This is a genomic window from Haloferax sp. Atlit-6N, assembly GCF_003383195.1.
GTDB classification, from domain to species: Archaea; Halobacteriota; Halobacteria; order Halobacteriales; family Haloferacaceae; genus Haloferax; species Haloferax gibbonsii.
This window is the reverse complement of record NZ_QEQJ01000004.1, coordinates 206,720-227,291: the sequence shown is the minus strand read 5'-3', so window position 1 is coordinate 227,291 and position 20,572 is coordinate 206,720. Positions and strand designations below refer to the sequence as shown.

22 protein-coding genes are annotated in these 20,572 nt (G+C 68.3%); 11 read left to right on the top strand and 11 right to left on the bottom strand.

The features are described from left to right. The first annotated feature begins 45 nt into the window (after positions 1–45). From DEQ92_RS15120 to yciH, 3 genes are all read left to right on the top strand, one after another. A complete protein-coding gene (locus DEQ92_RS15120) occupies positions 46–1,320 on the top strand; it encodes a hypothetical protein (RefSeq protein ID WP_115805331.1) in 1,275 nt (424 codons plus the stop codon). A gap of 147 nt (positions 1,321–1,467) precedes the next feature. Beyond that, on the top strand, positions 1,468–2,505 hold the full coding sequence (locus DEQ92_RS15115) for a hypothetical protein (RefSeq protein ID WP_004976317.1): 1,038 nt from the start codon (positions 1,468–1,470) through the stop codon (positions 2,503–2,505). A 66-nt stretch (positions 2,506–2,571) separates the two neighbouring features. Further along, on the top strand, positions 2,572–2,865 hold the full coding sequence (yciH, locus tag DEQ92_RS15110) for a stress response translation initiation inhibitor YciH (protein WP_004976316.1): 294 nt from the start codon (positions 2,572–2,574) through the stop codon (positions 2,863–2,865). Positions 2,866–2,989: 124 nt separating this feature from the next. On the opposite strand, the gene DEQ92_RS15105 is transcribed toward yciH, so the two are convergent. From DEQ92_RS15105 to DEQ92_RS15070, 8 genes are all read right to left on the bottom strand, one after another. Then, positions 2,990–3,340, bottom strand: coding sequence for a rhodanese-like domain-containing protein (locus tag DEQ92_RS15105; protein ID WP_004976315.1), 351 nt, complete (start codon positions 3,338–3,340; stop codon positions 2,990–2,992). Then, positions 3,341–3,904, bottom strand: coding sequence for an NUDIX hydrolase (locus DEQ92_RS15100; protein ID WP_004976314.1), 564 nt, complete (start codon positions 3,902–3,904; stop codon positions 3,341–3,343). It abuts the gene before it with no gap. After that, complete coding sequence (locus tag DEQ92_RS15095; RefSeq protein WP_115821092.1) at positions 3,901–4,416, bottom strand: DUF5809 family protein; 516 nt, start codon at positions 4,414–4,416, stop codon at positions 3,901–3,903. Before DEQ92_RS15095 ends, DEQ92_RS15100 begins: the two co-directional genes overlap by 4 nt. Before the next feature lie 24 nt (positions 4,417–4,440). Beyond that, a complete protein-coding gene (locus DEQ92_RS15090; protein ID WP_115805329.1) occupies positions 4,441–4,929 on the bottom strand; it encodes a DUF5810 domain-containing protein in 489 nt (162 codons plus the stop codon). A gap of 231 nt (positions 4,930–5,160) precedes the next feature. Continuing rightward, positions 5,161–5,508: a HalOD1 output domain-containing protein gene (locus DEQ92_RS15085; protein WP_115821091.1), complete on the bottom strand. Its 348-nt coding sequence runs from the start codon at positions 5,506–5,508 to the stop codon at positions 5,161–5,163. Between the two features lie 161 nt (positions 5,509–5,669). Further along, positions 5,670–8,882, bottom strand: coding sequence for a bacterio-opsin activator domain-containing protein (locus tag DEQ92_RS15080; protein ID WP_115821123.1), 3,213 nt, complete (start codon positions 8,880–8,882; stop codon positions 5,670–5,672). Between the two features lie 82 nt (positions 8,883–8,964). Next, positions 8,965–9,453 carry a ribosomal protein S18-alanine N-acetyltransferase gene (gene rimI, locus DEQ92_RS15075; protein WP_004976308.1) on the bottom strand — a complete coding sequence of 163 codons (489 nt, stop codon included), beginning with the start codon at positions 9,451–9,453 and terminating at the stop codon, positions 8,965–8,967. A 196-nt stretch (positions 9,454–9,649) separates the two neighbouring features. Continuing rightward, complete coding sequence (locus tag DEQ92_RS15070; protein ID WP_004976307.1) at positions 9,650–11,614, bottom strand: aconitate hydratase; 1,965 nt, start codon at positions 11,612–11,614, stop codon at positions 9,650–9,652. 304 nt (positions 11,615–11,918) lie between these two features. Between DEQ92_RS15070 and DEQ92_RS15065 the strand changes: the two genes are divergently transcribed. The 6 genes from DEQ92_RS15065 (at position 11,919) to DEQ92_RS23920 (ending at position 16,425) form a co-directional block, all read left to right on the top strand. Then, positions 11,919–12,392 (top strand): deoxyuridine 5'-triphosphate nucleotidohydrolase, encoded by a 474-nt coding sequence (locus tag DEQ92_RS15065; protein ID WP_004976305.1) that lies wholly within the window; start codon positions 11,919–11,921, stop codon positions 12,390–12,392. A 401-nt stretch (positions 12,393–12,793) separates the two neighbouring features. Continuing rightward, positions 12,794–14,032 carry a proteasome-activating nucleotidase Pan2 gene (gene pan2 / locus DEQ92_RS15060; protein ID WP_050459305.1) on the top strand — a complete coding sequence of 413 codons (1,239 nt, stop codon included), beginning with the start codon at positions 12,794–12,796 and terminating at the stop codon, positions 14,030–14,032. 108 nt (positions 14,033–14,140) lie between these two features. Next, the gene (locus DEQ92_RS15055) at positions 14,141–14,614 is read left to right on the top strand and encodes a pyruvoyl-dependent arginine decarboxylase (protein WP_004976302.1); all 474 of its coding nucleotides are present in this window, start codon (positions 14,141–14,143) and stop codon (positions 14,612–14,614) included. 92 nt (positions 14,615–14,706) lie between these two features. Further along, the gene (locus DEQ92_RS15050; RefSeq protein WP_115805476.1) at positions 14,707–15,555 is read left to right on the top strand and encodes a sensor histidine kinase KdpD; all 849 of its coding nucleotides are present in this window, start codon (positions 14,707–14,709) and stop codon (positions 15,553–15,555) included. Between the two features lie 159 nt (positions 15,556–15,714). Continuing rightward, positions 15,715–16,098, top strand: a complete 384-nt coding sequence (locus tag DEQ92_RS15045) for a DUF5811 family protein (protein WP_004976300.1) — start codon at positions 15,715–15,717, stop codon at positions 16,096–16,098. A gap of 165 nt (positions 16,099–16,263) precedes the next feature. Further along, positions 16,264–16,425, top strand: coding sequence for a hypothetical protein (locus DEQ92_RS23920; protein WP_004976299.1), 162 nt, complete (start codon positions 16,264–16,266; stop codon positions 16,423–16,425). 25 nt (positions 16,426–16,450) lie between these two features. Here the strand turns inward: DEQ92_RS23920 and DEQ92_RS15040 are convergent, their stop codons facing one another. Together DEQ92_RS15040 and infB are read right to left on the bottom strand one after the other, a co-directional pair. Further along, positions 16,451–16,774 (bottom strand): hypothetical protein, encoded by a 324-nt coding sequence (locus tag DEQ92_RS15040; protein ID WP_115805328.1) that lies wholly within the window; start codon positions 16,772–16,774, stop codon positions 16,451–16,453. 152 nt (positions 16,775–16,926) lie between these two features. Further along, on the bottom strand, positions 16,927–18,729 hold the full coding sequence (gene infB, locus DEQ92_RS15035; RefSeq protein ID WP_050459307.1) for a translation initiation factor IF-2: 1,803 nt from the start codon (positions 18,727–18,729) through the stop codon (positions 16,927–16,929). A 195-nt stretch (positions 18,730–18,924) separates the two neighbouring features. On the opposite strand from infB, the gene DEQ92_RS15030 reads away from it, so the two are divergent. Together DEQ92_RS15030 and DEQ92_RS15025 are read left to right on the top strand one after the other, a co-directional pair. After that, the gene (locus DEQ92_RS15030; RefSeq protein WP_004976296.1) at positions 18,925–19,170 is read left to right on the top strand and encodes a PRC-barrel domain-containing protein; all 246 of its coding nucleotides are present in this window, start codon (positions 18,925–18,927) and stop codon (positions 19,168–19,170) included. Between the two features lie 18 nt (positions 19,171–19,188). Further along, the gene (locus tag DEQ92_RS15025) at positions 19,189–19,647 is read left to right on the top strand and encodes an NOB1 family endonuclease (protein WP_004976295.1); all 459 of its coding nucleotides are present in this window, start codon (positions 19,189–19,191) and stop codon (positions 19,645–19,647) included. A gap of 45 nt (positions 19,648–19,692) precedes the next feature. Here the strand turns inward: DEQ92_RS15025 and DEQ92_RS15020 are convergent, their stop codons facing one another. Then, positions 19,693–20,430 carry a CPBP family intramembrane glutamic endopeptidase gene (locus tag DEQ92_RS15020; protein WP_004976294.1) on the bottom strand — a complete coding sequence of 246 codons (738 nt, stop codon included), beginning with the start codon at positions 20,428–20,430 and terminating at the stop codon, positions 19,693–19,695. Positions 20,431–20,572 lie beyond the last annotated feature (142 nt).

The following is a 20,572-nucleotide window of genomic DNA, read 5'->3' as shown; positions in this document are numbered from 1 at the left end:
GAAGAACCGCGTCACTTTTTCTGCGTGCGCTCGCACGAACGGTCAATGGCGACACGAGACGCTGTCTTCGCAGTCCTGTGTGCCGCCCTCTGCGTGCTCGCCGTGGTCGCGCCGACCGCGGCCGCACAGGAGGGCACCGCGAGCGGGCCGGGCGTCGAACCGCTCGTCCAACAGGGCGTCGAACCGGACAGCACGCGAATCGTCGTCGAGGTCTCCGAGAGCGGCGACGCCCGCTGGGAGATTCAGTACTGGACCCGGCTCGACGACGAGAACACGACCGATGCCTTCCAGTCGCTCCGAGACGACGTGCGGGCCAACCCGGACGACTACACCTCGGCGTTCGCGGAGCGCATCGCCTCGACCGTCGGGGCCGCCGAGAACGCCACCGGCCGGGAGATGGCCGCCACGAACGTCTCGGTCTCGGCGGAGACGCGGTCGCTCCCCGATAGCTTCGGCGTCGTCTCGTACTCCTTCGAGTGGTCCAACTTCGCGGCGGTCGACGGCGACCGCCTCGTCGTCGGCGACGCCATCGAGGGCTTCTTCCTCGACAGTAGCTCCCGGCTCATCCTCTCGTGGCCCGACGAGTACGACGCGACGACCGTCGAACCAGCGGGCGACGAGACGCGAGAACACACGGTCATCTGGCGCGGCTCCCAGACCGAGTTCGTCTCGGGCGAGCCGAACGTCGTCCTCGAACGCGGCGCGGGCGGTCCGGGAACGACGGCGACGGCGACCCCGACCGACTCGGAGACGCCCGCCCCGGGCGACGACCCGTTCCCGACGACCACCGCGCTCATCGCGCTCGCTCTCGTCGTCCTCGTCGGGGCCGGCGCGCTCTATCTCCGCTCGCGGGGCGCGTTCGGCGGCGGCGACGGCGACAGCGGCGGCGCAAACGCGGCCGGCGCGGCTGGCAGCACGGACGCCGGCGCGTCCACCGACTCGGCCACCGCGAGCGCGGGCGAAGCCGACTCGGCGGCGGCCGACGACGCAGCGACCGCAGCGGCGAGCGCCGGAGCCGGTGCAGACGAAGCCGACGACGACTCCGCCGCGGGCGACGAGGACGGCGAGCCGAGTCCGCCGCCGGAACTCCTGAGCAACGAAGAGCGGGTCCTCCGACTCATCGAGTCCCGCGGCGGCCGCATCAAGCAACAGGAGGTCGCCGGCGCGCTCGACTGGACCGACGCCAAGACGAGCAAGGTCGTCCGCGGAATGCGCGACGAGGGAACCATCGAGGGCTTCCGCCTCGGCCGCGAGAACGTCCTCCGTCTGCCAGAAGACGACGCGGACGACGAGGACGGCGGCGGCTCGAAAGGGGAATAAATACCTTACGACCGTTTAGGTCGGTGGTCGGTCCCTAATCGGAAGACGGCGGCGACCCGTACGCGGCGCTCAAACTGCCGTTGACTGGAGTTGATTCGGGGGCACGACCGCACGTTTATATCGGAACGGGGTTCCAAAACGAGAGTGATGAGTCGACGAACCGCTGCGCTCGCCGTCGTCGCCGCCGTGTTGCTGGCGACGGTTGGCGCACCGCTCGCTCTCGCCGCCCCGGCCGGACCGATGGGAATAACGGCCACCGATGGCTCGGCCGCCGCTCCCGTCGCACAGACGACCGCGAACGACAGCGCGACCAACGACACGGCGGCCAACGATAGCGCCGCGTCGTCGGAGACGCTCCCCGGTCAGCGCCTGTCCGCCGTCATCGGCGTGCAGGGCTCCGAGACCGACGGGGAACTCGAACGCCGTACCTTCGAAGCGCGCTTCGCGAACGCGAACTCGAACGCCTCGAAGGCCGCGGTCGTCGCCACGCAGGTCGTGACGGTGCGCGAGCGCCTCACCGAACTCGAACAGCGCAGGGACCGCCTCGAAGCCCAGCGCGAAAACGGCACCCTCTCGGAGGGCCAGTACCGCGCGCGGCTGACCCAGACGGTCGCCGACATCGAGCGCACCCGGAGCATGCTGAACCAGACGGCCGACGCCGCCTCGACGGTCCCCGCCGAGGAGCTCTCGGCGCGCGGCGTCGAGACGGCCGAACTCGATAGGCTCCGCACGAACGCGAGCGAACTCACCGGCCCCGAAGTCGCCGAAATCGCCCGCGAAATCGCGGGGAACCCCGGGAAGGGAATCGGCCGCGACCGCGCCGAAAACGAGTCGGAAACCGGCCGCAACGGGCGGTCTGACGAAGCGGGACGGAGCGATGCCCCGGGAAACTCGCGTTCTGAGGCGAGCGGCCGCGCCGATGACGTTCGTGAAGACGCCGGAAACGCGACCGACGCGACCGGCGTGACCGACGACGCGTCCGAGGGTTCGTCCGGCGACGGCGACCGCGGCAACGCCCCGGAGACGCCGCCCGGAAACGACAAGCGGGCGAAGGACGCCGACGGGAGCGCCCCCGCGGTGACCACCGACGACGGGCAGTCCGACGACGACGGCACGACCACGACCGACGACGCGACGGCGGACGACGAATCGGAAACGTCGTCCACGGACGACTCGGGCGCTTGAAGCCGGGGACGGCGACCCCGCCTCCCGATACTGTTTAATATCCCCATCCTGTAGGTCCACACTGTAATGTCGGAAGTCTGCTCGACGTGCGGGCTCCCTGAAGAGCTCTGCGTCTGCGAGGACGTGGCGAAAGAGTCTCAGGAGATAGTCATCCGCATCGACGAGCGCCGCTACGGAAAAGAGGTTACAGTCATCGAGGGATTCGACCCGAAGGACGTCGACATGGACAGCCTGTCGTCGGACCTGAAGTCGAAATTCGCTTGCGGTGGAACCGTGGAAGACGATTCCATCGAGCTCCAAGGCAACCACCGCGGCCGCGTGGAGGACTTCCTCCGCGAAAAGGGGTTCAACGTCGCGTGACCGACCTCTGAGTTAGCCCGCCGTCGAGATTTTTCGAAGCAACTCAGCGCACACGAGCCGTTAGTCCGTCGGTCGTCCGACCGCTCGTGTCCGCGGCCGCGTCACGCTCCAGCGACGCCGCCGCTCAGCGGCGTCCGTCGTCGCGCCCGCCCTCGTCGGTGCCCTCTTCGAGCGGGCCGTCCCACGCGTCGAGTCCGCCGGCCATGCTCTCGATACGGGCGTTTTCGGTCCCCTCGTAGGCCGAAAGCAGGCGGACGGCCTGCACGCTCGCCTCGCCCCGCGGACAGACGGTGACGATGCGCTCTGCGCCCGCGACGCGGTCGAGGTGCGAGACGAGGTCGGAAAGCGGGACGTTGATGCTCCCCGGCACGTGCCCGAGCGCGAACTCGGCCTCGGTGCTCACGTCGACGACGAGCGGCGGGTCCTCGCCGTCGAGGAGTTCCTCGACCGCCGCGGGGGAGATTTCGTCGACCATCTACAGCAGGCCCTCGTCGCGGGCGAGGAGGACGCCCTCGACGGTCGCGTCGTTCGTCGGCGGTTCGGTCGCCCGCTCGATGGCCTCCTCGACCGGTACGGCGCGGACCGAGAGGAACTCGTTGTCGTCGAGGTCGCGTTCGACCGGCGTGAGCCCCTCGGCGAAGACGAAGCCGCGGCGGTGCCGGAGGACGCCGGTCGAACACCACACGTCGCCGACGACCGACGCGGAGTCGGCGGCGAAGCCGGTCTCCTCGCGGAGTTCGCGCAGTCCGGCGTCGGTGAACGACTCTCCCTTCTCGACGACGCCCGCGGGGAGTTCGAGCTGGGTCTGGCGGATGTTCGGCCGGTACTGCTCGACGAAGACGACGTGGTCGTCCGCGACGGCGACGACGACCACCGCGGTCGCCAGTTCGGCCCAGTAGTAGCGCTTCGTGGTCCCGTTGGGCTGTTCGACGAGGTCGTAGCCGCCGGTGAACCAGCCGGTCTCGTACTCGGTTTCGGATTCCAGCACGCGCCACTCGGGGTCGGGCAGGCGCTCGTGACGGCGGCCGTCGTCGGTCATCGGCCCGCTCCGGTCGCGTCGTCGGTTTCGTCGTCGTCGGTCTCGGCGGCGTCATCGTCGGCCGCGGCCGCCTCGTCGGTCTCGGCTTCCTCCCCGAGGAGCGCGTCGCGGTAGACGCGGCCGAAGGCGTTGCGTCGGAGCGTACTGACGGCGGCGTCCTCCTCGTTCTGGAACGTCGTCGCCAGCACCGTCTCGGCGAACGGAACCACGTGCCACGCGACGCGGTCCACGTCGGGGTTGCCGAGTTCGACGACCTCGTAGCGCTCGTGGGCCGCGCGCCAGTCGTCGAACTCGTCGCGCGTGCCGACGGAGACCGAAAGCGACTCGGCGAACAGCGCGTTGCGGACGGTCTCGATTACGTCGCCGGTCACGCGCTCTCGGTACTCCTCGCGGTCGAAGTCCATCGCCTTGGCCGTCTCGCGGACGACCACCTGTGCGGTCGGTCCGACGCGGTCGAAGGCGGCCTCGGCCTCGTCGAGCGACGCCGGAGCAATCGTCCCGTAGGTTTCCATCGCCAGTCGATTCGGGACCCGGACTTACGACTCTTTCCTGTCCACGTCGTCGTCGGCACTGTTGGCGTCACCGGCGTCGTCACGCCCCGCGTGCTCGTCGTCGCCGGTTCCCTCGCCGTCTTCTCCCTCCTCGTACATCTCGCGGGTGAGCGACTGCGCCTCCTCGAAGATGCGCGCCGCGTCACCAGACAGCGACTGCGACCCGCCGGAGCCGCCGAACTGCTGCGGCTGTCGGTCGGGGATGTCGTGGCCGTGATTGTGGTCGTGACCGTGACCTCGGCCTCCCGTGCGGTCGACCGTGTCCTCGAACACCTCGTCGAACTCCCGTTCCTCGGCGAGGTCGGAGACGAGCGGGCCGAGCGAGTCGGCGTTCAGGTCGCTCCACTCGGGGACGTGTTCGTCCAGCCACGTCTCGTGGTCGTCGCCGTGGACGATGGCCTGCAACGCGAGGTGGTTCGCGAGGTGCGTCTCGTCGCGCTGCGGCGCGTCGCAGACCGGACAGGCGTATCCCATGCCCTCCGGTAGCGGCTCTGTGTACCAAAACCCGTCGCACTCTCGCGTCGTGCTCTGTCGCGTTGCGTCGCGCCGCGTCGGCGTCGTCGGTCGTCGAAGGAAATGTGGCCGCGTCGCCCGCGCGGTGGTGGGTGGGTCGCGGGCGACGGTCGGCTCTCGCGGCACCGAACGAGGTGCCGCGTCGTGTGGTGGTGGGTGGTGGTGATACCGATTCGTTCGTGTGTCGATGCGTCAGGCGGACTTGACGATGACCGTTCCGTCGGCCCAGACGGTCACGTCGCAGGCAGCGTACCGGAACCCGATTCGACCGCGCGAGGGGACGACCGACCCGCGGGTGCCGCCGTCCGTCGCCGGTGCCCGCGCCAGCGGAGCGAACAGTTGGCAGAGCGCGTCGGGGTCGATAGTCTCGGACAGCGGCGGGAGGTCGACGGCGTCCACGTCTCGCAACTGGGCGGCCGCGGTGACGACGGTCACCGCGAGGGTGTCTCGTCCGCTCCAGTCGTGTCGGGCGACGACCTCGTCGGCCGTCCCCGTATTCCATCCCACATCGTTGCCCGGTAACACGCGAGTTTCGTCCATGGTTCGGTTCGCGTCGGCGCCTCGCCGACATCCGAGCCGACGACGTTCGTGAATATATCGGTCGCTGCTATCCAACTAGTGGTGGCGCGCGCGTCACCTCTAGGTACCTAGAACCGTAACTGAAAATCAGCTGGTATCGCTGGTTCTCATGTGGTATGTTATCATTCGAAGACGTGCGCGACCAGTTTTCGCTCGGCCGCGCGCAGGTGGTACTGGTAGGTCGGCGCGCTGATGTCGAACGTCTCGGCGAGCGTCTCGGCGGTGCTGCGGCGCGGCCACTCGTAGAATCCGGAGAGGTGGGCCGCCCGAATCGACTCGTACTGCCGGCTCGTCCACGCCTCGCGCATCTCGGCGGCGAACGTCTGCGGCGACTCGGTGCCGTCGTCCGCGGTCCGCCGCGACAGCAGACTCGTCCCCGGGTAGTTCGAGTCGAGCGCGTCGACGAACGACCGGACCCGGATTCGCTCCGGCACCTCGGCGGTGAGCGTGGTCTGGGTCGGCGTCGCGTCGAGCGCGCGCAGGGTCGCCTCCGAGGCGTACAGCGTCTCGAACAGCGACTCCCGCGGGAGGCGGAGTTCGAACAGGGACCCCGAGTCGTCGGTCGAGACGTGGCGCACGCGCGTCGCGATGTCCCGCCCGGCGGCGACGACCTCCTCGGGTTCCGCGTCGCTGGTGACGAACGCGATAACGGAGCCGTCGGAGTTCGGGATGACGCCGCCGAGGCTCACCGCGCGGCCGACGCGCCGGGCGAGCCGCGACAGCGACAGCCGGTCGCCGCCGAGCTGTACCTGCACGTCCGTCCGGCGCTCGGTCAGCATGGCGTCGGCGCGCCCGGTGGCCGCGAGGGCGTAGCCGACCGTCTCGCCCAGGTCGGTGAGCAGGCCGTCGTCGTCGGCGAAGGCGTCCGGGTCGGTGGCGTGGACGACGAACAGCGCCTCCACCCGGTCGTCGGCGACCGCGGGGATGACCGCGATAGCGCGGAACCCGTAGCTGAGGGCGTCGCCTCGGTGGTCGGCCCACGCGGGGTCGTCGAGCACGTCCGCTACCACCTGTATCTCCCGGGTCTCCACGGCGGCTTCGAGCAGGGGAAACAGCGGCTCAGCGGACGCCACCTCTCCGAGCCGGTCGGCGTAGGCGGTGTCAGCGCCGTGGACCGCGTCGCTCGTCGGCCGGTACGTCTCGTCTACGTCCCTGGCCTCTGCGTGCCAGACGATGGCGTAGTCGTCGGCGTCGACGAGGTGCTTGGCCACGGCCGAAAGCGCCTCGCCGCGGGTCGGCGCGCGGATGAGCGACTGGTTGATGTTCCGGATGGTCGCGTTGATTCGGTCGAGTCGGGTGAGCGCCTCGTTCTGGGCCTCGAGCCGCCGGTCGCGCTCGCGTAGCTCCGCCTCGGCGTCGATTCGGTCGAGCAGTTCCTCGACGGTCGCAGAAAGCAGGTTCACGAGCTCCACGTCGACCTCGTCTGGCGCGACGGTGCCGGGGTGGCCGGTGACGAGGACGCCGTGACGACCGAGCGGCGCGGCGATGACGCGCTCGACGCCGTCGACGACGCCCCCGTCGGGCGCGAGTTCGACCACCCGGACCTCGCCGGAGACGAACGCGTCCCAGACCCCGCCGCGGTCGAGGCCGCCCCCGACCGGCTTGTCGCCGAGGCCGGTTCCGGCCGCGCCGACCCGGACGAGGCTCGTGTCCGCCTCGTCGAAGACGAACAGCTCGGTCCGGGCGTCGCCGAGCACCTCGTCGCAGGCGTCGACGGCGGCCCGGAGGACCGCCTGCCGGTCGGTCGCGCCCATCATCTCTCGGGTCCGGTCGTGGAGCGTCGCGAGCAGGCGCTCGTAGCGGTGTCGCTTCGTCACGTCGCGGAGGACGCCGACCGAGCCGACCTCCTCCCCGCCGACGACCAGCGGCGTCCGGTGGTCCTCGACTCTGACGACCCCCTCGTCGGGCGTCCGCAGGTCCAACTCCACGATTCCCTGCGAGGTCGACGCGAACGCCTCGTCGCTGCCGTCGGTCGCGCTCGCGTTCTCGGTGAGCAACGCCGTCGACGACCCGATGACGCGGTCGCGGTCGAGTCCGGTGAGGCGCTCGAACGCGGGGTTGACCGCCGCGAACCGACCCTCGTCGTCCAGCGCGTACACCGCGTCGGCGACGGCCGCGAGCATCCGCCCGTACTGCTCGGCCTCGACCTCGTGTTCCAACTGCTCCGTGATGTCGGTGAAGTAGACGGACAGCCCCGTCTCTGAGGGGTACGCCCGAACCGCGTACCACGTTTCGAGGCGGTCGTAGTACTGTTCGAAGGTCGCCGGCTCCTGTCGCTCCATCGCGCGCTCGAACTCCTCGCGGAAGACGGCCGACTCGGGCACCGAGTCCCAGATTCGCGTCCCCAACACCGCCTCGGCCGACATCCCGAGGCCGTGTTCGGCCGTCGAGTTGACGTAGGTGACGCGCCAGTCCGCGTCGAACCCCATCACCGCCTCGTCCATCCGCTCTAAGACCTCCGAGAGGGCGCTTTTCAGCTCGTGCCGTTCGGTCGCCGCGCCGACGACGGCGGCAATGTTCTCCAAGAAGAGCACGTCGTCGTCGGAGAACTGCCCGCTGGCGACGCCGTGGACGGCGATGACTCCCCACCGGGTGTCGTCGCCGCCGATGGCCGCGCTCATTCCGCTTTTCGGTCCCGACGGGCCCGCGTCGCTCGCGTGCTCGAAGCGCTCGTCGTCGTCGAAGTCGTCGACGAGCGTCGAACGCCCGGACCGGTACGTCTCGACCGCCTGCGTCCCCCCGGCCGCGGCGAGTCCGTGGTCCCGATTCGCCGACCAGCCCGCGGCGGCGGCGACGCGGAACGCGCCGTCGTCGAGGCCCTCGAAAATCGTGACCGAACTGGCGTCGAGCACGTCGCGGACGCGACTCGCGGCGTGGTCGAGCGTCGAGTCGAGGTCGACGGCGGTCAGCGCCCGCGTTCCGATTTCGGAGACGACGCGCTGCTGTTCGATTCGGTCCCGGTGGCTCCGAGCGAGGGTGCACTCGCCGAGCGCCCGCTCGACGCGGAAGGCGAGCCACGACATCGTCTCGGGGTCGTCGTCGCGGACGACGTAGTCCGTCGCGCCGGCTTCGACCGCGCGGGTCGCGGTCTCCTGGTCGGCGGCCGCGACGACGACCGGGACGTCGATACCCTGGGCGTAGATGTCGCGGACGAACGTCCCCTCGTCGCCGGCCGCCGTGGGGGCGGCCAGGACGATACAGGAGATGGCCGCCGAGGCGGAAACGAGTTCCGCGCGCGCCGCGGCGGGGGTGCGGACGTGCCGGACGGTCGTCGCTCCGTCGAGCGACGACAGCGACGAGTCGAGGGACGCCGCGAACTCGCCGTCGTCACTCAGACAGAGCACGGTGGGGGACGGTAACACAACCCGTGTACGCGGCTCGTCGTGATAAGCGCTCCTTCGGCCGCGAGCGGTCCTGTCAGGCGCGCTGCCACTCCGCCACGTCGAGGACCATGATGTACGCGTCCTCGCCGTCGCCGTAGTAGCCCGGCACCCGGCGGGCGGGCTCGAAGCCGAGGCTCCGGTAGAGGCCGATGGCCGGCTCGTTCGAGACGCGGACTTCGAGCTTCACGACCGTCGCGCCCGCGATGGCCATCGCCGTCAGCGACTGGACGAGCAGCCGCCGACCGAGGCCGTTCCCGCGGGCCTCCGGGCGGACCGCGAGGTCCTTCACGTGGCCGATGTCGTTGCCGTGGTTCGGCATCACGTCGGCGACGACGTAGCCGAGCACCTCGTCTCCGCGGGCGGCGACGAGGAACGCCGGCTCGTCGACGAACATCTCGAACGCGGAGTACGGCCACGGCTCGGAGAAACACGTCCGCTCGATGCGGAGCACGTCGAGGAGGTCCGCCCGGTCGACCCGCCTGACGACCAAGTCGCCGGCGAGCGCGTCGTCGAACGCCGTCACGCCCGGCGCTACGTGGTTGGCACGCAAAAGCCCGACGGCACGGGTGCGGACGGTCGGCACGGGTCCGGACGGTCGTCGGACGGACGCGGAACCGACGTCGAGACAGACGCGCACGGGAGCGGGCGGTGCACTACTTCCGGCCGCGCGGTGGCCGCCGCTCGCCGGGCGAAAAAGTGAGAAGGTGTGTTGGTCGCGTTCAGTCGTCCGCGGGGGCAGCGCCGCCCTCGGCCTGCTGCTTCGTGAGGGGGAGCTTGCCGCCGGCGGTGAGGATACGACGCTCACGCTCGGAGGCGTGCAGGTTCGCCGTCGCTTCCCAGTCGTCGTTCACGCGGATGGTGAACTCTTCCTGGCCGGATTCGACGGCTTCGGCAACGTCGTCGACGATTTCGACGTCGTCGCCCTGTTCGATCTTCGCGTAGGTCTCCTCGTCGATGGCGAGGGGGACGATACCGAAGTTGAACAGGTTCGCCTTGTGGATGCGGGCGAACGACTGCGCGAGGACGGCCTCGATGCCGAGGTACATCGGACACATCGCGGCGTGTTCGCGGGAGGAACCCTGACCGTAGTTCTCGCCCGCGACGAGGACGCCGGTGCCGGCATCCTTGGCGCGCTGGGCGAACGTCTCGTCGACGCGCGAGAGCGTGAAGTCCGAGAGGCGCTCGATGTTCGAGCGGAACTTGAGGATGTCGGACGTCGCCGGGATGATGTGGTCGGTCGTGATGTTGTCCTCCATCTTCAGGAGGGTCTCACCCGAGATGTTGGAGCCGAGGGGGTCCTGCAGGGGAACCTCGCCGATGTTCGGGCCCTTGATGAGCTCGTCGTCGATGGCGTCTTCGGCGTAGATGAGGTCCGTCTTCGAGCCGTCGTACTTGTCGGGGAGCTCGATGCCGGGGGCGTCGAGACCGAGTTCGTCGGCGAGGTCGCGCGGGTCGACGATTTCGCCCTTGAGCGCCGCGGCGGCGGCGACCTGCGGCGAACAGAGGTAGACGTTGTCGTCTTCGATGCCCGAGCGGCCCTCGAAGTTGCGGTTGAAGGTGCGCAGCGAGACGGAGTCGGAGGCGGGGACGTGGCCGATACCGATACACGGTCCACAGGTCGCCTCGGAGACGTTGACGCCGGCCGCCATCATCTCTGCCGTCCAGCCCTGACGGGCGAGCATCTCGCCGGCCTGCTTCGAACCGGGCGCGACGATCATCTCGAGGTGCTTTGCGACTTCCTGGTCCTTGACCATCTTCGCGGCCGGGAGGACGTCCTCGTAGCCGCCGTTGGTACAGGAACCGACGAGGACCTGCTCGACCTTCTCGCCGGCGACTTCGCGGACCGGAACCACGTTGTCGGGCATCGACGGGCAGGCGATGAGCGGTTCGAGGTCGCCGAGGTCGATGACGATTTCGTCGGCGTATTCGGCGTCGTCGTCGGCCGTCAGCTCGACGTACTCGTCGCCGCGACCCTGGCGCTCGAGGTAGTCCTTGGTCTTCTCGTCGGTCTCGAAGAGCGACGAGGTGGCACCGAGTTCGGTTCCCATGTTGGTGATGGTGGTTCGCTCGGGCACGGTGAGCGATTCAGCACCGGGGCCGGTGTACTCGAACACCTTGCCGACGCCGCCCTTGACGGTCTCGCGGCGGAGCATCTCGAGGATGACGTCCTTCGCGGAGGACCACTCGGGGAGTTCGCCTTCGAGGCGGACGTTCACGACTTCCGGCATCTCGACGTAGTACGCGCCGCCGCCCATGGCGACAGCGATGTCGAGGCCGCCGGCACCGATGGCGAGCTGGCCGAGGCCGCCGGGCGTCGGCGTGTGGGAGTCCGAGCCGAGGAGCGTCTTGCCGGGCGCGGCGAAGTTCTCCTTGTGGACGTTGTGGCAGATACCGTTACCGGGGCGGGAGAAGTGGGCACCATATGTCCCGGCCGCGGAACGGAGGAAGCGGTGGTCGTCCGTGTTCTTGAAGTCGAACTGGTAGGTCTGGTGGTCGCAGTACTGGGCGGCGAGTTCGGTCTGGGCCTCGTCGAGGTCGAGCGCCTCGAACTGGAGCCACACCATCGTCCCAGTCGTGTCCTGCATCAGGACTTGGTCGATTTCGATTCCGATCTCCTCTCCGGGGGTGAGGTCACCCTCGACGAGGTGGTCCGAGAGAATCTTTTCCGTGAGCGTCTGTCCCATAACACCCGAACGTCGATGGTCCTCGGATATAAATCCCGCGTACTTCCCTATCTTCGAACGTGAACGATAGCGCCGTCTCGGGGTTTCTAGCGTCTAAGGGCCATTAAACTCCTTGTTGGTTCTCCCATGTGACTTGTCACCGCGGGGGTCGTCACCGCCCCAGATGGAGGGCGATTCGGGCTCTCACATCCCCCCGAAACCGGGGTGTTTGGACCCCGTCACGACCTCGGAATCGACACCGTCCTCGGGCCGCCGACCGACCGAGGTTCGGCACAGTTTTGCGCCCCCTGGACGGGGTTCGGATATGCACCGCGCTGGCTCGTTCGTCGCACAGCACATCTCGCCGGTTACGGCCGAACAGGTCCAACCGAACGGCGTCGACCTGACGCTCGAAGCGGTCCTCGAACAGGTCGAACCGGGCCGCCTCGGCCGCGAAGGGAAGACCATCGGCGAGCGTCGGCCCCTCGAGTTCGCCGACCCGGACGCCGAGACGTACCGACTCGACCCCGGCGGCTACGTCCTCCAGTACGCCGAGACGGTCCACATCCCGGAAGACCACGTCGGCTTCATCTACCCGCGGTCGTCGCTCATGCGGAACTCCTGTATGCTGAACACGGCCGTCTGGGACGCCGGCTACGAGGGGAAAGGCGAGGGGCTCTTGCAGGTCCACCACCCGGTCGAACTCGAACGCGGCGCGCGCGTGGCTCAAATCGTCCTCGCGGACGCGAACCACGACGGGACCTACGACGGTAGCTATCAGGGCGAGCGGACCCGCTGACGGCTTCCGGTCGATGGCGCTCCGGAGGCATCGCTCGGCGGATCGTACCGGATGAATACCGACATCCCGATTTACGGGACGTTCTCGGCGATTACGAATTCGTTTCAAGTCGATGGGCGTCGTATTTGTCCTCGCGGAGGACATGTCGGGCCGAAACGAGGGGCGACCTGTACACACCGAACCTCCGCAACTTCCTCCTTTCACACCTTCTTCAGTGCGCGTGTTCCTGTTGGGCCCGTTTCGCTTCGCGCGAGTCGCAGACACCGCCCGCGGGCCTTCGATTCGCCCGGAAAGCGAGCGGCCACGGGGGCGCTGTCACCTAAAACCGCTTCGAGCGGCGCACTCGTGTTCTCTGACCCAAAGGCACATTTACGCGCATGCCTAAGTGTGGCCAATCACTGATGTCACGGAGTCCATCTCTCCCGGAACGTCCTCATCTCGATCTGGACCCCGAGATGTCGGATGCAGAGCGCCTCTCTGCACTCCGCCAGCACTTCGAACGCATGGTCGACGTCAACCGCGAACTCGACCAGCGGCTCCAGAACGCCGACGACCGTCACGCCGAACTGGTCGACGAGGTCGACCAGATGAAGGCGCGAAACGAGGCCCTGAAGACGGCCTCGTACTACATCGCCACGGTCGAAGAACTGACCGACGACGGCGTCATCATCAAGCAGCACGGCAACAACCAGGAGGTCCTGACCGAGTTCGCACCGAGCCTGAACATCGACGACATCGAACCCGGCGACCGCGTCGCCATCAACGATTCGTTCGCCGTCCAGACCGTCCTCGACGACGAGACGGACGCGCGGGCGCAGGCGATGGAGGTCGTCGAGTCGCCGACGGTCACCTACGACGACATCGGCGGCATCGACGAGCAGGTCCGCGAGGTCCGCGAGGCGGTCGAACAGCCCCTCGAGAACCCCGAGATGTTCGAGGAAGTCGGCATCGACCCGCCCGCGGGCGTGCTCCTGTACGGCCCGCCGGGAACGGGGAAGACGATGCTCGCGAAGGCCGTCGCCAACGAGACCAACGCCTCGTTCATCAAGATGGCCGGCTCCGAACTCGTCCAGAAGTTCATCGGCGAGGGCGCGCGGCTCGTCCGCGACCTGTTCAAGCTCGCCGCCGAGCGCGAACCGGTGGTCATCTTCATCGACGAAATCGACGCCGTCGCCTCGAAGCGCACGGACTCGAAGACCTCCGGCGACGCCGAGGTTCAGCGCACGATGATGCAACTGCTCTCGGAGATGGACGGCTTCGACGACCGCGGCGACATCCGCATCATCGCGGCGACTAACCGCTTCGACATGCTCGACGAGGCCATTCTCCGGCCGGGGCGGTTCGACCGCCTCATCGAGGTGCCCAAGCCCGCCGTCGAGGGCCGCCGCCGCATCCTCGACATCCACACCCGCGACATGAACGTCGCCGACGACGTGGACCTCGACGCGCTCGCCGAGGAACTCGACGACTACTCCGGCGCGGACATCGCGTCGCTCACGACCGAGGCCGGGATGTTCGCCATCCGCGACGGCCGGACCGAGGTGACGGGCGCGGACTTCGACGCCGCCCACGAGAAGCTCTCGAACGTCGAGGAGTCCGGCACCGGCCCCATCTCGGGCTTCACGGACTACCAGTACTGAACCCGGCCGGGAACCGGCGTCGCGGCGGTCGTCGACGCCCCCGCCTCGCCCCGGCTTTCGAGCGCCACTATTCGTAACCCCCTTTTCCGCCGCCGCGAGAGTTCGGACATGAACACGATTCGCGTCGTCCGCGGGGTCGGCACCGCCCCCACCGAGATGGCGTCGTACGACGCCGCCCTCGCCGCCGCTAACGTCCACAACTACAACCTCGTCGCCGTCTCCTCGGTCGTACCCGCCGACGCGACCGTCGAGGCGGTCGACGTGGCCCCCGACCTCGGCCCGGCGGGCAACCGACTGACCGTGGTGCAGGCCCGCGAGACCACCTCGACGCCCGGCGAGACGGTCGTCGCCGGCCTCGGCTGGGCGACCGGCTCCGGACCCGGCCTGTTCTACGAGGCGTCCGGCACCGACGAAGCGAGCGTTCGCGCGGCCGTCCTCGACGGGCTCGAAGCGGGCCGGAACCTCCGCGAGTGGTCGTTCGACGACGAGGAAGTCGCGCTCACGACCGGGACCCACGAGGGCGACGGCTACACCACCGCCGTCACGGTCGCGGCCTACGGGCAGAGCGAATCCATCTTCTGACGGTCCCCGCGCTGACCGACGGACTCATCAGCTTTTGTGAGAACCCTTCCGGCATGAGTGGTGACGCGCCGTTCGACCTGTCTCCCGGGCGAGTGGCGCTTATCTACGCCGCCTTCGGCTTCCTCTGGGTCGCGACGAGCGACAGTCTCGTAGAGGGACTCCCGAACCACGAACTCATCCAGACGGCGAAGGGATGGCTGTTCGTCGGCCTCTCGGCGCTGTTGGTGTACGCCCTCGTCAACCGGAGCCAGTCCAAACTGAACCGGACCTCCGAGCAACTGGAGTCGACGCTCGCACACACGAGCGTCCTCCATCGAATCCTCAGACACGACATCAGAAACGCCTGCACCGCCATCCTCGGCTACGCCGAACTCGTCGAGTCGAAAGGCGACGCGGGTTCGAACATCGACCCGGTCGAGGCGATTCAGGTGCGCGCGAACCGGCTGGTCGAAGTGAGCGACGAGGTCGCGCTCCTCCGCACCGTCGAACTCGCGGAGGGGAACGAGGTCGACGTCGACCTCTCCTGTGCGGTCGCGGACGCCGTCGAGGACCTCGAAATGGAGTATCCGGAGGTGCAGGTCTCGGTCGCCTCGCCGGAGTCGCTCGTCGTGCGGGCGCATCCGGCGCTCCCGCGGAGTCTCGCGGAGTTACTCGACAACGCCGTCGTCCACGCCGACTGCGACGAACCGGAGGTGCACGTCGGCGTCTGGCAACTCGGCGAAGTCGCCGGGGTGACCGTCACCGACAACGGCCCCGGTATCCCCGATGCCGAGCGCGACGCCCTCCTTTCCGGCTCGGAGACGCCGCTTTCGCACACGAGCGGGGTCGGCCTCTGGCTGGTTCGCGCCATCGTCGACGCGTCCGGCGGCTCCCTCGACATCTCGAAGCCGAAGGCCCACGGGACCGTGGTCACCGTGTCGCTCCCGCGGACGGCGTCGTGACCGCGCCGCGACCGAGCCGAGACCGAGCCGCGACGGTCTCGTCCGCGCCGCGACGGCCTCGCCCGCGTCGCAACCGCGTCGTCACCCGGTTTCGATTCGCTCGCCACATCACCGCCGACGACGGCTTTTTACACGTCCTTCCCGTATCGCAGACGACTGATGAACGGGAACAACCCATATGCGGGCGCTCCCGGCGTGGCTGGGGCCGGCCAGCCGTCGGCCAACCGAGAACTGACCGTCGAGCAGATGGACGCACTCCGGCGGGCCGTCGCCGGCATCGTCTCGCGCACCGAGTCGTATCTCCCCGAGGGGTTCGCCGTCGGCTCGGAGCTCTCGACGGGGTCGAACGGACCGCTGGCGACCGTGGCCGTCCACCCGCCCGTCGGCCACCCCGTCAGCGCCGGCTTCTCGCCGGACGCCGACGAACTCGACGCCGGACTCACCGACGAGGACCGAAACGAGGTCGCCCGCGGACTCGCCGCGACCGCGGCGTTCCAGGTGATGAGCGCCGTCGGCGACGACCTCACGCCCGCCGCGCGGTAACCCCGAACGACCCCCGCCGCCGTCGGGGTCCGAGTGGCGACTGACGCGCGGTCGCCGACCGATTCACTCCGCGACTCCTTTCACGGCCTGTCGCTTCGCTTCCGAGCGCTCTCGTCCTCTCAGAACGAGAACAATACACTTCACGGAGGCGGTCGAAAGGGAGGTATGGCTTCGCTCCTCGGATACGCGGACGAGATCGGCCCGACGACGCTCATCATCGTCGGATTCCTCCTGTTTGTCTTCCCGGAACCGGCGACCTCCGCGCTCGGCGCGGGGCTGATGCTGTTCGGCGCGGCGTACTGGTTCTGGGAGTGGAACCGCCCCTGAGTGCAAAACGAGTGCGTGAACTCGCTCAGACGCTCCCGCGACGACGGTTTCGCCCGGTGTCGTCGCGAGCGCGAGACGTAACGCCGCCGAGCGGGACGTCGGTCTCGGCGGACGCATCCGACCCGCGTGTCGGCCCGACGGCCGACCGCGGCGTCGCAACGAACAACCCGTGAGCGAGCACGGCCGCCGAGACGAGGCCGCTCGCCCCCACGACGAGCGAGAGGGGGAGCGGCGAGAGCGTGCCGGCCGCCGTCCCGACGACTATTGGGAGCGGCAGTGTCGCGAGGATGGCGTCGTACCGCGTCGCTTCCGAGACGATGCTGTCGCTATGGGGAGTTCGTGTGCGCATGATACCACTCGGAGACGAGTACGAACGTGTGAATAATAGCTATTTCGCCGGACGGGTCGGTCCCGGTGGTCGAATGGAACGGCCGTCCGGACCGCGTCGGGCGGGCGTCGCGGGCGCGGTGAATCCGCGAGATTTCCGGTCGCGTCTCGCGCCTACTTCCCCCAGAAGGGGTCGCGGCGGCGGTGCTTTTCGAGGTAGCCGGACAGCGCCTCCAGTTCGTCGGTGGGGATGTCGTCGCGGAGTTCCTGTTCGAGAATCTTCGCGTGCTTCTCGGGGAGTTCGATCCAGAGTTCGTCGCCCTCGTCTATCTGCCGGCCGACCGTCGGGCCGTCGATGGCGACGCTGACGCGCGAGCCGGCGCGGGCGCTCGACGCGTCCTCGCCGTTCTCTTGGATGCCCGAGAGCTGCCCGACGCGAGTGGGCTCGCCGTCTTCCCACTTCACGACGTTCATGTTGTTCTTGATGGTCCCGGACATGATTTCGACGCCGACGACGGCGGGGTTGTTCTGCCGGAAGACGTGGTCCTGGAGGATGCGGAAGCGACACGGCCGGACGATTTTGTCGAGAATCGTCTCCTGCTGGGCGCGTTTCATCTCGTCGACGTACTCCTCGTACTCCTCGACGAGCTGATAGATGACGTCGTCTTCGAACAGCTTCACGTCGTTCTTGTCGAGTTCGGCCTCGGCGTTCGAGAGCACGTCCACGTTGAAGCCGAGGATGACCTTGTGCTCGGGTTCGCGGGCGGTCGAGGCGACGGCAACGTCGCGCGGGGCGATGTCGCCGACCTCGGCGCGGAGGATGGGGACTTCGGCCTCCTGTAAGGCGTTCGCCATCGCTTCGAGGCTGCCGAGCGTGTCGGCCTTGACGACGACGCCCTCCTCTTCGGTCGTCACTTCGATGTCGGCGAGTTCGGCTTCGACCTCGCGGATGACCTCGTCGAGGTCGCGGTCGCCGACGACGCGGACCGGCGCGCCGGCCATCGCGTCTTCGAGGTCGGGGGCGGCGATTTTCACACCGGCCGCGGCACCGACCTCGTCGACCTTGTCGAACCGCTTTTCGGTGCGAATCTCGGCGTTCGGTCGGGGCTGGAGGAGCGCGCGGACCTCGGTGACGATGGGGTCGTTCGCGCCGCCGACGACGATGGTGTCGCCCGCGCGAATCGTCCCGTCGTAGAGGACCACGTCGAGGGTCGCGCCGAAGCCACGTTCCTCCTTGACTTCGAGGACCGTCCCGGAGCCGGGGCCGGCCACGTCGATGGCCATCTCGTCTTTCATGTAGCGCTGGGAGAGGCCCATGAGGACGCCCAGCAGGTCCGGAATGCCCTCGCCGGTGAGCGCGGAGACGGGGACGACGCCGATGTTGGACTGGAAGTTCTGGACGCGCCAGTAGAAGTCAGAGGAAAAGCCCCGGTCGGAGAGTTCGCCGATAATCTCGTACAGCTTCTCGTCGAGTTTCGAGCGGGCGCGCTGGGACTGTTCCTCGTAGGTCTTCTGGATGGGGGCCCCCTCTTGGGGGTTCCAGCCCGGCGTCGTGTCTATCTTGTTCGCGGCCACGATGAACGGCGTCCCCGTTCGTTTGAGGATGTCGATGGCCTCCTCGGTCTGCGGCTGGAAACTGTCGTTCACGTCGACCACGAGGATGGCGATGTCGGCGAGCGCCCCGCCGCGAGAGCGGAGGGTGCTGAAGGAGTGGTGGCCCGGCGTGTCGATGAACAACAGCCCCGGGAGGTCGAAGTCCTCGGGTTTGACCAGGCTGCCGGCCATCTGCGAGACGGTGTCTAAGGGGACCGCGGTCGCGCCGATGTGCTGGGTGATGGCACCGGCCTCACCCTCGCTGACGGCGGAGCCGCGAATCTTGTCGAGAAGACTCGTCTTCCCGTGGTCCACGTGGCCGAGGACGGCCACGATGGGTGTGCGAAGCGTATCGGATTGTGACGTCGAATCAGTGTCGGACATGGAGAATCGCCCCGGAGAAAGCTCTTACCGGAATCGAGTCGGTGACTCAAGTTAAGTCCATCGTCACGGGCGCACGACCCCGCGATTCGCCGTGTCGACTGTTCTCGCGGCCCACGCTCGGGTCCGGATTCGCTCGTCGGCCGCCCGTCAGACGTGCCCGTGTCGTTTATGTGAACCGGCGAGGAAGGGGTGTGTATGGCCGACATACTCGCCGAGAACCTCTCCGGAAAGGCCGTCATGGGGTCCGACGGGACGGAACTCGGGATGCTGTACAACATCACGATGGATCTGAAATCGGGCGAGCTTCACGACCTCCTCGTCCAGCCGAACGAGCAGGTCGCCCCGAGCCGCGTGGCGTTCGACCAGGACGACCGCGGTCGGTTCCGTGTCCCGGTGAACCGCGTGCAGGCGGTCAAGGATTACATCGTCGTCCAACGGTAGTTTCAGGATAGATTCTCAATGCGGATTCTCGACGCTTCTGCGTTCATCAACGAGTACCACACCGACGACGAGACGGCCTCGATTCCCCTCGTCAAGGAAGAACTCACCGGCGAGCACGCCTTCCGGTTCGACGCCCTCGAAGGCGCGGGCATGTACGTCCACATCCCCGGACAGGGAACCGTGGACAAGGTGCTCCGCGCCGCGGGCGAGACCGGCGACCGCGACGTGCTCTCGGAGACCGACACGCGCCTCATCGCCGCCGCGTTCGAACTCGACGCGACGCTCGTCACCGACGACTACGCGATGCAGAACGTCGCCGAGCGGCTCAACGTCGGCGTCGAAGTCATCGCCCAAGACGGCATCGCAGAACAGCGGAGCTGGAAGTTCCAGTGTCAGGGCTGCGGCCGCGAGTTCGACGAGAACAAAGAGCGCTGTCCCATCTGCGGGATGGAGCTGTCGCGGAAGAATCCGGCGTAAGCCGGTCGAACCGGCCGACTCGACTCGGCTGTCCGACGTTCTTTTTCAGACCATGCCGGTCGCCTGCGCGTAGCTCACGAGGAACTGGACCGCGTTGTACAGCCCGTGGACCAGCGCGGCGACGAGCAGGTTCCCGCTTTTCTCGTAGACGAGCGCGAGGACGCTCCCGAGGAGGAACACCATCCCCAGCGAGACGAAGGCCCCCTCGCCGGAAAACGACCAGACGTGAATCGACGCGAACACCAGACTCGACAGGACGACCGCGGGCGCGGGACCCCAGAGTCGGCGGAGTTCGCCGAAGGCGACGCCGCGGAAGATGAGCTCCTCCGCCGGGCCGACGAGGACGATGGTGACGACGGTGAGATACAGGAAGTACACCGGGTTCTCGCGGCCCTGCTGGGCGATGACGCTGTCGCCGCTCTGGATGCCGAGCGCGGACATCAGCGCCGACGCGCCGAGGTAGACGCCCATCACGGCGACGAACCCGCCGACGATCCACAGGGCGTCGCGCGCGGTCGGTCGCTCGAACCGAATCAGGTCCCAGTCGTCGCGGGCGGCGAGGTAGCCCGCGCCGACGACGCCGAAGCCGACGAACTGCCCGGCGCTCTGTATCGCGCCGATGAGTGCGGTGTCACCCGGAACCACGCCGCGAGCGAGGCCGCCGGCGAGCGAGCCGAACGTCGCGCCGACGAGGAGCGAGAGGGCGACGACGATGATGATGCCACCGTACGCTTGGAGGTGGTCTGCGGGGCTCGCAGACGTGCGGGCGGTGTCGTGTGCCATTGCCCTCCCCTTCGGAACGGGGTCGGATAACCGATTCGGGTCGATTCTCGTGATTCCGTGGAGTCTCGTGACTCTGCGCCGTTTGCGTCGTTTCGAGAGGAGAACCGGACTTCGGGACCCCCCTCGAAAGCTCCCGCCCATG

Excerpts from the sequence above, each read along its gene's own strand:
- DEQ92_RS15120 (WP_115805331.1), top strand. The coding sequence starts at position 46 with ATGGCGACACGAGACGCTGTCTTCGCAGTCCTGTGTGCCGCCCTCTGC.
- DEQ92_RS15115 (WP_004976317.1), top strand. The coding sequence starts at position 1,468 with ATGAGTCGACGAACCGCTGCGCTCGCCGTCGTCGCCGCCGTGTTGCTG.
- yciH (WP_004976316.1), top strand. The coding sequence starts at position 2,572 with ATGTCGGAAGTCTGCTCGACGTGCGGGCTCCCTGAAGAGCTCTGCGTC.
- DEQ92_RS15105 (WP_004976315.1), bottom strand. The coding sequence starts at position 3,340 with ATGGTCGACGAAATCTCCCCCGCGGCGGTCGAGGAACTCCTCGACGGC.
- DEQ92_RS15100 (WP_004976314.1), bottom strand. The coding sequence starts at position 3,904 with ATGACCGACGACGGCCGCCGTCACGAGCGCCTGCCCGACCCCGAGTGG.
- DEQ92_RS15095 (WP_115821092.1), bottom strand. The coding sequence starts at position 4,416 with ATGGAAACCTACGGGACGATTGCTCCGGCGTCGCTCGACGAGGCCGAG.
- DEQ92_RS15090 (WP_115805329.1), bottom strand. The coding sequence starts at position 4,929 with ATGGGATACGCCTGTCCGGTCTGCGACGCGCCGCAGCGCGACGAGACG.
- DEQ92_RS15085 (WP_115821091.1), bottom strand. The coding sequence starts at position 5,508 with ATGGACGAAACTCGCGTGTTACCGGGCAACGATGTGGGATGGAATACG.
- DEQ92_RS15070 (WP_004976307.1), bottom strand. The coding sequence starts at position 11,614 with ATGGGACAGACGCTCACGGAAAAGATTCTCTCGGACCACCTCGTCGAG.
- DEQ92_RS15065 (WP_004976305.1), top strand. The coding sequence starts at position 11,919 with ATGCACCGCGCTGGCTCGTTCGTCGCACAGCACATCTCGCCGGTTACG.
- pan2 (WP_050459305.1), top strand. The coding sequence starts at position 12,794 with ATGTCACGGAGTCCATCTCTCCCGGAACGTCCTCATCTCGATCTGGAC.
- DEQ92_RS15055 (WP_004976302.1), top strand. The coding sequence starts at position 14,141 with ATGAACACGATTCGCGTCGTCCGCGGGGTCGGCACCGCCCCCACCGAG.
- DEQ92_RS15045 (WP_004976300.1), top strand. The coding sequence starts at position 15,715 with ATGAACGGGAACAACCCATATGCGGGCGCTCCCGGCGTGGCTGGGGCC.
- DEQ92_RS23920 (WP_004976299.1), top strand. The coding sequence starts at position 16,264 with ATGGCTTCGCTCCTCGGATACGCGGACGAGATCGGCCCGACGACGCTC.
- DEQ92_RS15040 (WP_115805328.1), bottom strand. The coding sequence starts at position 16,774 with ATGCGCACACGAACTCCCCATAGCGACAGCATCGTCTCGGAAGCGACG.
- infB (WP_050459307.1), bottom strand. The coding sequence starts at position 18,729 with ATGTCCGACACTGATTCGACGTCACAATCCGATACGCTTCGCACACCC.
- DEQ92_RS15030 (WP_004976296.1), top strand. The coding sequence starts at position 18,925 with ATGGCCGACATACTCGCCGAGAACCTCTCCGGAAAGGCCGTCATGGGG.
- DEQ92_RS15025 (WP_004976295.1), top strand. The coding sequence starts at position 19,189 with ATGCGGATTCTCGACGCTTCTGCGTTCATCAACGAGTACCACACCGAC.
- DEQ92_RS15020 (WP_004976294.1), bottom strand. The coding sequence starts at position 20,430 with ATGGCACACGACACCGCCCGCACGTCTGCGAGCCCCGCAGACCACCTC.